The sequence below is a fragment of the Actinomycetes bacterium genome (assembly GCA_035489715.1).
In the GTDB taxonomy this organism is placed as follows: domain Bacteria; phylum Actinomycetota; class Actinomycetes; order JACCUZ01; family JACCUZ01; genus DATHAP01.
Window position 1 is genome coordinate 1 of the sequence record DATHAP010000113.1, and the last position, 9,956, is coordinate 9,956.

Genomic DNA, 9,956 nt, shown 5'->3' on the forward strand with positions numbered 1-9,956 from the left:
TGCCGGCGTCGACCATCTCCTTGAGGTCGGTGACCGAGATGGTCGAGCCGCGGGCCGCGTCGGCGGCCTCCTGGCTGATGGTGCCGCAGAAGGCCTCGTAGTCGATCAGACCGGTTTCAAGGGTGATCTCCGGGTTCTTGCCGCACACCGGGCACTCGGGGTCCTTGCGGACCTGCACCGAGCGGTACTGCATCTCCAGGGCGTCGTAGACCATCAGCCGGCCGACCAGCGGGTCGCCGATGCCGGTGATCAGCTTGATCGCCTCGTTGACCTGGATCGAGCCGATCGACGCGCACAGCACGCCGAGGACGCCGCCCTCGGCGCACGACGGCACCATGCCGGGCGGCGGGGGCTCGGGGTAGAGGCAGCGGTAGCAGGGCGCCTGGCCGCCGGGTGCGTCGGCCCAGAAGACCGAGGCCTGGCCGTCGAAGCGGTAGATCGAGCCCCAGACGTAGGGCTTGTGCAGGAGGACGGCCGCGTCGTTCACCAGGTAGCGGGTCGCGAAGTTGTCCGTCCCGTCCACGATGAGGTCGTACGGCTCGAAGATCTCGAACACGTTGGTCGAGTCGAGCCGCTCCTCGTGCAGCACCACCTCGACGAACGGGTTGGCCTCCTCGATCGACTCCTTGGCCGAGACGGCCTTCGGCTTCCCGACGTCGGACTGGCCGTGGATGATCTGGCGCTGCAGGTTGGACTCGTCGACGACGTCGAAGTCGACGATGCCGAGCGTGCCCACCCCGGCCGCGGCCAGGTAGAGCAGTGCGGGCGAGCCCAGACCGCCGGCGCCGACGACCAGCACCTTGGCGTTCTTCAGGCGCTTCTGGCCGGTCATGCCGACGTCGGGGATGATCAGGTGCCGCGAGTAGCGGCGGACCTCGTCGACGGTCAGCTCGCCGGCGGGCTCCACGAGGGCGGGGTACGACACGGGTGCGGCCTCCGGATCGGGATCTGGCGAACTCCTAGTGAACCTGCTCCGGGGCGTCCGGGATTCCCGGCCGTCAGCATGTGGACCGCGGTCCCCGTCGAGGACGGCCCGCTGACCTGCCACGATGGCGGGCGTGGCACCGGTCGTCGGCATCACCGCGTACGTCGAGCAGGCGTCGTGGGGCGTCTGGGACATGCCCGCGTGCGTGCTCCCGTTCCGCTACGTCGAGCGGGTCGAGGAGGCCGGGGGGCGGGCCGTGGTCCTGCCGCCCACCGCGGCGGACGACGACAGCGTGCTCGACCGGCTGGACGCCGTGGTCTTCGCCGGGGGCGCCGACCTGGACCCGGGGCTCTACGGCGAGGAGCCGCACGCCGAGACGACCGGGCTGCGCCAGGAGCGGGACGCGGCCGAGGTCCCGCTGATGCGCTCGGCGCTGGGCCGGGACCTGCCGCTGCTCGGCATCTGCCGCGGCATGCAGCTGCTCTCCGTGCTCCGGGGCGGGTCCCTGGTGCAGCACCTGCCCGACGAGGTCGGCCACGAACGGCACCGACCGGCGCGGGGGGTCTACGGGCTGCACGAGGTGCGGCTCGAGCGCGGCAGCCGGGTCCACCAGATCCTCGGCGACCGGGTCAGCGTGCCGTCGTACCACCACCAGGGTCTGGCCTCCGCCGGCGACCTGACCGTCACCGGCTGGGCCGACGACGGCACCCCCGAGGCCGTCGAGGACCCGGACCGGCGCTTCGCCGTCGGGGTCCTGTGGCACCCGGAGGCCGGCGACGACCTGCGGCTTTTCGAGGCGCTGGTCCGGGCGGTGGGGTGAGGCCCTACCTGCTGCTGCGGGCCGACGAGCTCGCGGCGGAACGGCCGGCCGGGCAGGTGGACGACGTGCACTTCACCGAGGCGCTCGCGGCGGCGGTGGTCGAGGACACGACCTGCCCGGGTGACGTGGTGCTCGACCCGTTCGCCGGCTACGGCACGACGCTGGCCGTCGCGGCCCGCCTCGGCCGCCGGGCCGTCGGGATGGAGCTGCTCGGCGAGCACGCCTCGCTGGTCCGGGACCGGTGCCCGGACGCGGTCGTCGTCGAGGGCGACGCCCGGCGGCTGACCAACCTGCTCGCGGAGGTGCTGGACGCGCCGGTGGACCTGGTGCTGACCTCACCGCCGTACATGACCGCGGTCGGTCACCCCGAGAACCCGCTCACCGGCTACGCCACCGAGGACGGCCACTACCCCACCTACCTGCGGGAGGTCTCGGCCGTCTTCGCCCAGGTCGCCGCCCTGCTGCGGCCCGGCGGGCACGCGGTGGTCAACGTGGCCAACCTCGTGTCGACCGGGCCGGCCGGTGAGGTGGTGACCCCGCTCGCCTGGGACGTGGGCCGGGCGGTGTCGGAGCACCTGGCCTTCCGCGGGGAGACCTTCCTGTGCTGGGACCGGCACCCGCCCGGCCACGCCGGTGACTACCTGCTGTGGTTCGCCAAGGACTGAGGAGACCTGGATGACGATGGGGAACCTGCCGGAGGTGGTGTCCCGCGAGGACTGGCTCGCCGCCCGCCGGCAGCTGCTGGCGAAGGAGAAGGAGGTCACCCGGACGCGGGACCGGCTCAACGCCGAGCGCCGGCGGCTGCCGATGGTGCGCGTCGACGAGAGCTACCGGTTCGAGGGGCCGGACGGCCCGGTGAGCCTGCTCGAGCTGTTCGACGACCGGCCGCAGCTGGTGATGCACCACTTCATGTTCGGCCCGGACTGGGACGAGGGCTGCCCGAGCTGCGCGTCGGCCGCCGACGGGATCGGCCGGCTGCGCCAGCTGCACGTGCGCAGCACCACGCTGGTCGCGGTGTCGCGGGCGCCGTACGAGAAGCTCGCAGCCTTGCGCGAGCGGATGGGTTGGGAGTTTCCCTGGTACTCGTCCTTCTGCAGCAGCTTCAACTACGATTTCCACGCCACGCTCGACGACCGGGTCGCGCCCGTGCTGCTGCACTTCCGCACCGAGGCCGAGCTCGCCGAGGCCGGCACCCCGTGGACCGGCGGTGGCTGGACGGAGGACATGCGCGGCACCGAGATGCCGGGGATCAGCGCATTCCTGCGGGTCGGTGACGACGTCTTCCACACCTACTCGACCTTCGGTCGCGGCATCGAGGAGTTCCACAACGGCTACCAGTACCTCGACCTCACCGCCCTGGGGCGGCAGGAGGAGTGGGAGGAGCCACAGGGACGGGCCACGCCGCTCGGCCTGCAGGTGGGCGGCCCGGCGATGCGCCTGCCGGACGAGTACGACACCTGAGTCGCAGCTCGACCGGACCGGCGGCGGCCTGCAGGGGTGGACCGGCCGCTCGAGGCGTCTCCGGAGACGTTGCGCTCCATCGTGACCGCGATCCGTCTCCGGAGGAGGAACGCCGAGAACCGGAAGATCGCCTGCCGCCGGCGACCGGCCGCCAAAGGCGTCTCCGGAGACGTTGCGCGGCCTTGTGACCGCGTCCCGTCTCCGGAGCGGCGGGCCCTGGGACCTGAGGGCCGGGAGGGTGACGGGCCGAGCAGCGGCGGTGCTCCCCCGAGACCGGCGTGCCGACGTACGCTGCGGGCCATGTGCCGCAGCATCAAGACGCTCCGCCCGCCGTTCACCGAGGACGTCGCCGACGACGACCTGCGGGCCGCCGCCCTGCAGTACGTCCGCAAGGTGAGCGGCTTCCGCTCGCCGAGCCCGGCGAACGCCCAGGTGTTCGACCGCGCGGTCGCGGACGTCACCGACGCGACCCGGGCCCTGCTCGCGGACCTGCGGGTCGGCGCCCGGGGCTGAGCCTCAGAGCTCGGCGAGGGCCCTGGCGAACAGCGGACCCACGTCGTCGGCGTCCACCGTGCGGTACGTCGCCCCACCCGTGACGTCGGCGATGCGCTGCAGGACGGACACGTCGGCGTCGGCGCCGTAGGCGATCGTGATGATCCGCACCGGCTGCACCCCGTCGTACTCCCGGCGGAGGCTGTCCACCAGACCGGTGAGGCTGATGCTCCCCGGATCCTCGTTCTGGCCGTCGGTGATCATCAGCACCGCGTTGAGCCGCCCGTAGGCATAGCTGTCGGACGCGCTGCGGAACGCGGCGAGCGTGGTGTCGTAGAGGCCGGTGCCGCCGCCGACCTCGGGGCGCAGACGCGCGACGGCCCGGCCGAGGGCGGCCCGGCGGGTGGTCCCGTCGACCTGGTCCGACACCGATCCGAGCGGCACCAGCACGTCGTAGTCCCGGCCGCGGGCGGACGTGAAGCTCCACAGCCCCATGTCGCTGTCCGGCGCCACCGCGCCGACCGCGACGGTCAGGGCGCGCTTGGCGAGGTCGCTCTTGGTCAGCTGGCTGCCGGGCAGCCGCCCGGCCATCGACCCGGACTCGTCGATCGCGACCAGCACCCGCCCGCGTCGGCCGAGGCCGGACCACGCCTCGAGGACGCCGTTGACCCGGTCGTCGGACGGTGGCGACGGCAGGGACACGGCCGCCCGCAGCACCCCCTGGTCCGGACCGACGTCGTCGGAGAGCCGGCCCTCCCCGGTGCGGAACCCGGCCTCGGCGAAGCGCTCCTCGGCATCCGGGGCGAGCAGGGCGGCCTTCAGGTCGGCGACCGCGCGGGCGGTGGCGCGCGGCAGGCCGCCCGCGGCGTCGGCGTCGAGCACGACGACCGGGAAGTCCTGCGCGGTGGGCGTCGACCCGTCGTAGACGGCGACGAGCTCGGCACCGTCGGCACCGTCGGCACCGTCGGCACCGTCGGCTCCGTCGCCGGCGTTGTGGGCGACCACCTCCTGCTCAGTGGTCGGCGTGGCGTCCCAGTCGCCGGACGCGACCGACTCCAGGGGGTCGTCGTCGCCGAGCACCGGCACCGAGACGGTCCGGGCGAAGCCGGCCAGGGCGGCCCCTGCCCCGCCGGCCGCCGAGCTGCCGGCCGCCTGGACCCCCAGCAGGCTGGCGAGACCCGGCCCGTCCTTCGACGGGTCGGTCATCGCGACCCGCAGCCCCGACCCGGCTGCGGTCAGGGTCGACCAGCCGGGCTGCTCCGACGGCCAGCCGAGGTCCTCGGCCGCGTCCCGCTGCATCGCGATCACCGTCGGGCTGGTCACCATCGAGCGGGGCTGGCCGACGATGCGCCGGGTGCCCACGTCGGTGCTCCGCGCCACGGCCAGCCAGAGCGACGAGTCCGGGACCCAGATGTCGGGCAGCGGCGCCGAGAACCCCTGGCCGGTGCGCCGGGACACCTCGGAGGCGACCTCGGAGGAGCGGCGGGCGGTGACCCCGACCGGGACGCAGCCGGCGTCGTCGGGACCGGCCGAGGTCAGGACCTCGTCGACGAGGCGGGCCACCTGGGGGTCGGCGGCGACCCGCACGACCGTGCCGCCCTGGCAGGTCTCCCCCGCGGCGTCCGTCGAGCCGCCGAACGGCCAGGTCAGGGCGAGCCCCGCGACCAGAGCCACGACGAGCAGCCCGGCCATCGCCCCGAGGAGGGGTCTCCGCGGGCGTCGCGGCTGGCGCCGGTGGCTGCGCGAGCCGGTGACGCGCGCCGCCCGCTCGTGCCGCCCCGACTGCCCCGGTTCCACGGAGAGGGAGCGTTGCCGCACCTGGCGCGCCTGTCAAACCGCCCCTCACCTGCGGCAACGCCGGCGTGCGCCTTGCCCGTGGTCACCGCGGGCACCATCATGGCCCGGTCCGGTCGCGCGGCGACCCACGGATGAGCCGGCAGGGAGCGTCAGGTGCGGGTGGACGGCGGGCGAGCACGGCCGAGCCGGCGCGCCGTCCTGGGCAGCACCGCCCTCGCGGCCCTGTGGGTGGCGGCCGGCTGCTCCGGTGACGACCCAGACGACGCCGACGGCGCCGCAGGCCGGACGGCCAGCCCCTCCCCGGACCAGCCCTCCGGCACGGCGGCAGCGATCACCTGGGCCAACTGGCCCGACTACATCGACGTCGCGGACGACGACCCCGAGCAGCGCCCCACGCTCGAGGCGTTCACCGACCAGACCGGCATCCAGGTCGACTACCGCGAGGACATCAACGACAACCAGGAGTTCGTCGACGGCATCGAGGGCGACCTGGCGAAGCGCCGGCCGGTGGGCTACGACGTGATGGCCCTGACCTCGTGGATGTCAGCCCGGCTGGTTCGGGCCGGCCAGGTGCAACGCCTGGACCGGTCGCTGATCCCCAACTCGGCCAACCTGGTGGCCGCGCTGTCCGAGCCCGACTGGGACCCCGGCCGGGACTTCTCCATGCCGTGGCAGGCCGGGCTGACCGGCATCGCCTACGACGCGCGCCGGGTCGAGCGGGCCATCGGCAGCGTCTCCGAGCTGATCGAGCGCTCCGACCTGGCCGGCCGGGTGGGCTTCCTCACCGAGTTCAGCGACACCGTCGGCATGGTCGTCCTCGCCTCCGGCGGCAACCCGACCGACCTGGTCACCCGCGACGTCGAGGACGCGGTCGACCGGATCGGCGAACTGCAGGAGACCGGGCAGGTGTCGAGCTTCTACGGCAACGACTTCGTCCGCGGCCTGCGCACCGGCGAGATCGCCGCCTGCCTGGCCTGGTCCGGCGACGTGCTGCAGATGCAGCTCGAGAACCCGAACATCAAGTTCGTGGTGCCCGAGGAGGGCCTGATGATCTGGTCGGACGACATGCTCGTGCCGCGGGCCTCGACCAAGGGCGCCGCGGTCGCCAAGCTCGTCGACTACTACTACGACCCGAAGGTCGCCGCCAAGGTCGCCGCCTGGGTCAACTACATCTGCCCGGTCGAGGGCGCCCAGGAGGAGATGCAGCGCATCGACCCCGACCTCGCCCTCAGCCCGCTGATCTTCCCGGACGCCTCGGTGCTCGACCGCAGCTACCAGTTCCAGTCGCTGGCCGAGGACGACGACGTACGGCTGCGCAAAGCGTTCTCCGCCCTGACCGAGGCCTGAGGTCCGACGGGGTTCAGCGGACGGGGTTCAGCCGTCGGCGTGGACCCGCTCGCCCTTCGGGTCGACCAGCGGCTGCGTCGTCACCTCGCCGGGCACCCAGTCGCCGAAGACGTTGACCTCGATCCGGGTGCCGGGCCTGGACGCCTCGGCCGGCAGGTAGCCGAACGCGATCGAGCGCCGCACCGTGTAGCCGTATCCGCCCGACGTGACGCGGCCGAGCACCTCGCCGTCGACACGCACCGGCTCGCCGCCCAGGGCGACCGCCCGTGGTTCGTCGAGGGTGAGGCAGCGCAGCCGCTGCGCCGGCGGCCCCTGCTCCTTCATCGCGCGCAGCGCGTCGGCACCCTCGAAGCCGCCCGGCTTGTCGAGCCTGACGCAGAAGCCCAGCCCGGCCGACCAGGGGTCGGTCTCCGGAGTGATGTCGGTGCTCCAGACCCGGTAGCCCTTCTCCAGCCGCAGGCTCTCGATCGCCCGGTAGCCGCCGGCGACCAGCCCGTGCTCCTGGCCGGCCTCCCAGACCGCGGTCCAGAGCCGGACGCCGTACTCGCTCGGGGCGTAGAGCTCCCACCCCAGCTCACCGGCGAAGGTCACCCGCAGCGCCCGCACCGGCACGTCGTCGACCGAGATGTCGCGCGCGGTCATGAAGGATTGCGCATCGTTGGAGAGGTCGGCGCCGGTCACCTCGCGCAGGACGCGGCGGGCGTGCGGACCCCAGAGCGCGTACGTCACGAGGCTGCTCGTCACGTCCTCGACGCGCACCACCGCGCTGCGCCGGCGCGCCTGCCGGCGCAGCCACGACAGGTCGTGCGACCCGAAGGCGGTGCCCGTGACGACCAGGAAGGCGTCGTCCTCCAGCCGGGTCACCGTGACGTCGGACTCGATGCCGCCGCGCTGGTTGAGCGCCTGGGTGTAGGTGACGTCGCCCACCCCGCGGGCGACGTCGTTGTCGCACACCCACTGCAGCAGGTCCGCGGCATCGGGGCCGCTGACCAGCAGCTTGGCGAAGGACGACTCGTCGAACAGCGCGGCCGTCTCGCGGGTCGCCCGGTGCTCCACGCCGACGCCCGGCGACCAGAGCCGGCCGGCCCAGCCGATCGGCCGCTCCGCCTCGTCGCCCGCGGTCGCGTTGACCTCGTAGTGGTTGACCCGCTCCCAGCCGCCCTTCTCACCGAAGGAGGCGCCGTGCTGACGGTGCCACTCGTAGGCCGGCGCCGTGCGCAGCGGGCGGCCGGCCTCGCGCTCGTGACCGGGGTAGACGATGTCGTAGTAGGTCTCGTAGGTCTCGATCGTCCGCTTCAGCGTGTACGACGGCGAGCTGTACTGCCGGCCGAAGCGCCGCGCGTCCATGTGCCACAGGTCCAAGCCCGGGTCGCCGGACACGATCCACTCGGCCATCACCTTGCCGATGCCGCCGGCTCCGGCGATGCCGTGCGCGCAGAAGCCGGCCGCCACGAAGAAGCCGTCCACCTCGGTCTCGCCGAGGACGAACTCGTTGTCCGGCGTGAAGGCCTCGGGGCCGTTGATGACCTTGCGCAGCCCGACGTCGGCCATCGCCGGCACCCGGACCTGCGAGTTGGCGGTGATCTCCTCGAAGCGGTCCCAGTCCTCCGGCAGCAGGCGCCCGTTGAAGTCGGCCGGGATCGCGTCGTACCTCCGCAGGTCGGCCGTCCAGGGCGCCGGGTCGCGCTCGTAGCCGCCCATGACCAGGCCGTCGACCTCCTGGCGCCAGTAGACGAGCAGGTCCGGGTCCCGCAGCGTCGGCAGGGGGGCGCTGCCCGGCGGCAGGAGCGGCTCCGTGACGACGTACTGGTGCGACATCGGCACCAGCGGCACGCGCACGTCGACCAGTCGCGCGATCTCGGCGGCGAACATGCCGCCGCAGTTGACGACGACCTCGCACAGGATGTCGCCCCGGTCGGTGCGCACCCGGGTGACCCGGCCACGCTCGGTGTCGATCCCGACGACCCGGGTGTGCGGGTGGACGTGCACGCCTTTCGCGCGGGCGCCGTTGGCCAGCGAGTAGCACAGCTGGGACGGGTCGAGGTAGCCGTCGCTGGGCAGGTAGGCCGCGCCGACGACGCCGGCCGGGTCCATCAGCGGGAACAGGTCGTGCGCCTCGGCGGCGCTGATCTCCTGCAGGTCCAGCCCGAACGCCGTCGCCCAGCCCACCTGCCGCCGGATCTCCTCCATCCGCTCGGGCGACGAGGCGAGGCGGATGCCGCCGGACTCGACCCAGCCGGGCGGGGTGTCGCCCTGCTGCAGCCGCCGGTAGAGCTCGACGGAGTACATGTTCATCCGGGTCAGCGTCGGGTCGGCCCGCAGCTGCCCGACCAGCCCGGCGGAGTGGAAGGTCGAGCCGCTCGTGAGCTCGGACCGGTCGACCAGTACGACGTCGGTCCGGCCCAGCTCGGCGAGGTGGAAGGCCACGCTCGCTCCCCCGACGCCGCCACCGATGACGACGACGCGCGCGGCGTCGGGCAACGATCGCTCGGCCGGCACGGGCGGAGCCTAGTAGGTTCCGGCGACGTGGCTGACGTGTCTGACGTGGCCGGCACGGCCGAGCGGTTGCAGCAGGTGGTCGACGAGCTCGACCTCCTGCGCGACGAGCCGCGGACGGTCGAGCCGCTCGAGGGCGGGCTCACCAACGTGAACTTCAAGGTGACGACGCCGCGCTGCACCGCGGTCGTCCGGCTCTCCAGCAGCGACGGGGACCTGCTGGCGATCGACCGCGACGCGGAGCACGCCAACTCGCTGCGCGCGGCCGAGAGCGGTGCCGCCCCGGCCGTCCTCGCCTACCTGCCGCACCACCAGGCGCTGGTCGTCGAGTGGGTGGAAGGCCGGACGCTGAGGGCGGAGGACCTGCACGTCGACGCCAACCTGGTGCGGGCGGCGACGGCCGTCCGGATGCTGCACGCCGGGCCGCGGTTCGTCGCGGACTTCGACATGTTCGAGGTCCAGCGCCGCTACCAGCGGATCGTGCTGGAGCGCGGCTACCGGATGCCGGCGAGATACCTGGACTTCGCCCCTCAGGTGGCGCGCGTGCAGCAGGCACTGGCCGTACGTCCTGAGCCGACCGTGCCGTGCAACAACGACCTGCTCGCGGCCAACTTCGTC

9 protein-coding genes are annotated in these 9,956 nt (G+C 73.3%); 6 read left to right on the forward strand and 3 right to left on the reverse strand.

Translation table 11 applies throughout. The features are described from left to right. Window positions 1-925: molybdopterin-synthase adenylyltransferase MoeB (moeB, locus tag VK640_08835; GenBank protein ID HTE73290.1), on the reverse strand; the 925-nt coding region annotated here is incomplete at its 3' end. A 133-nt stretch (window positions 926-1,058) separates the two neighbouring features. On the opposite strand from moeB, the gene VK640_08840 reads away from it, so the two are divergent. From VK640_08840 to VK640_08855, 4 genes are all read left to right on the forward strand, one after another. Then, window positions 1,059-1,745 carry a gamma-glutamyl-gamma-aminobutyrate hydrolase family protein gene (locus VK640_08840; protein ID HTE73291.1) on the forward strand — a complete coding sequence of 229 codons (687 nt, stop codon included), beginning with the start codon at window positions 1,059-1,061 and terminating at the stop codon, window positions 1,743-1,745. Continuing rightward, window positions 1,742-2,410 (forward strand): DNA methyltransferase, encoded by a 669-nt coding sequence (locus VK640_08845; GenBank protein HTE73292.1) that lies wholly within the window; start codon window positions 1,742-1,744, stop codon window positions 2,408-2,410. The genes VK640_08840 and VK640_08845 overlap by 4 nt, the downstream gene beginning before the upstream one ends. A gap of 10 nt (window positions 2,411-2,420) precedes the next feature. Then, window positions 2,421-3,206 carry a DUF899 domain-containing protein gene (locus VK640_08850; protein HTE73293.1) on the forward strand — a complete coding sequence of 262 codons (786 nt, stop codon included), beginning with the start codon at window positions 2,421-2,423 and terminating at the stop codon, window positions 3,204-3,206. A 300-nt stretch (window positions 3,207-3,506) separates the two neighbouring features. Beyond that, window positions 3,507-3,719 (forward strand): DUF2277 domain-containing protein, encoded by a 213-nt coding sequence (locus VK640_08855; GenBank protein HTE73294.1) that lies wholly within the window; start codon window positions 3,507-3,509, stop codon window positions 3,717-3,719. A gap of 3 nt (window positions 3,720-3,722) precedes the next feature. Here the strand turns inward: VK640_08855 and VK640_08860 are convergent, their stop codons facing one another. Beyond that, on the reverse strand, window positions 3,723-5,390 hold the full coding sequence (locus VK640_08860; protein ID HTE73295.1) for a substrate-binding domain-containing protein: 1,668 nt from the start codon (window positions 5,388-5,390) through the stop codon (window positions 3,723-3,725). A 258-nt stretch (window positions 5,391-5,648) separates the two neighbouring features. Between VK640_08860 and VK640_08865 the strand changes: the two genes are divergently transcribed. After that, complete coding sequence (locus VK640_08865) at window positions 5,649-6,842, forward strand: spermidine/putrescine ABC transporter substrate-binding protein (protein ID HTE73296.1); 1,194 nt, start codon at window positions 5,649-5,651, stop codon at window positions 6,840-6,842. A gap of 27 nt (window positions 6,843-6,869) precedes the next feature. On the opposite strand, the gene VK640_08870 is transcribed toward VK640_08865, so the two are convergent. Next, window positions 6,870-9,341, reverse strand: a complete 2,472-nt coding sequence (locus VK640_08870) for an FAD-dependent oxidoreductase (protein ID HTE73297.1) — start codon at window positions 9,339-9,341, stop codon at window positions 6,870-6,872. A gap of 27 nt (window positions 9,342-9,368) precedes the next feature. On the opposite strand from VK640_08870, the gene VK640_08875 reads away from it, so the two are divergent. Next, window positions 9,369-9,956 (forward strand): phosphotransferase (locus tag VK640_08875; GenBank protein HTE73298.1); only part of this gene is annotated, 588 nt, incomplete at its 3' end.

Bases quoted from the DNA above. Each gene is read 5' to 3' on its own strand.
- VK640_08850 (HTE73293.1), top strand. From the start codon at position 2,421: ATGACGATGGGGAACCTGCCGGAGGTGGTGTCCCGCGAGGACTGGCTC.
- VK640_08855 (HTE73294.1), top strand. From the start codon at position 3,507: ATGTGCCGCAGCATCAAGACGCTCCGCCCGCCGTTCACCGAGGACGTC.
- VK640_08860 (HTE73295.1), bottom strand. From the start codon at position 5,390: ATGGCCGGGCTGCTCGTCGTGGCTCTGGTCGCGGGGCTCGCCCTGACC.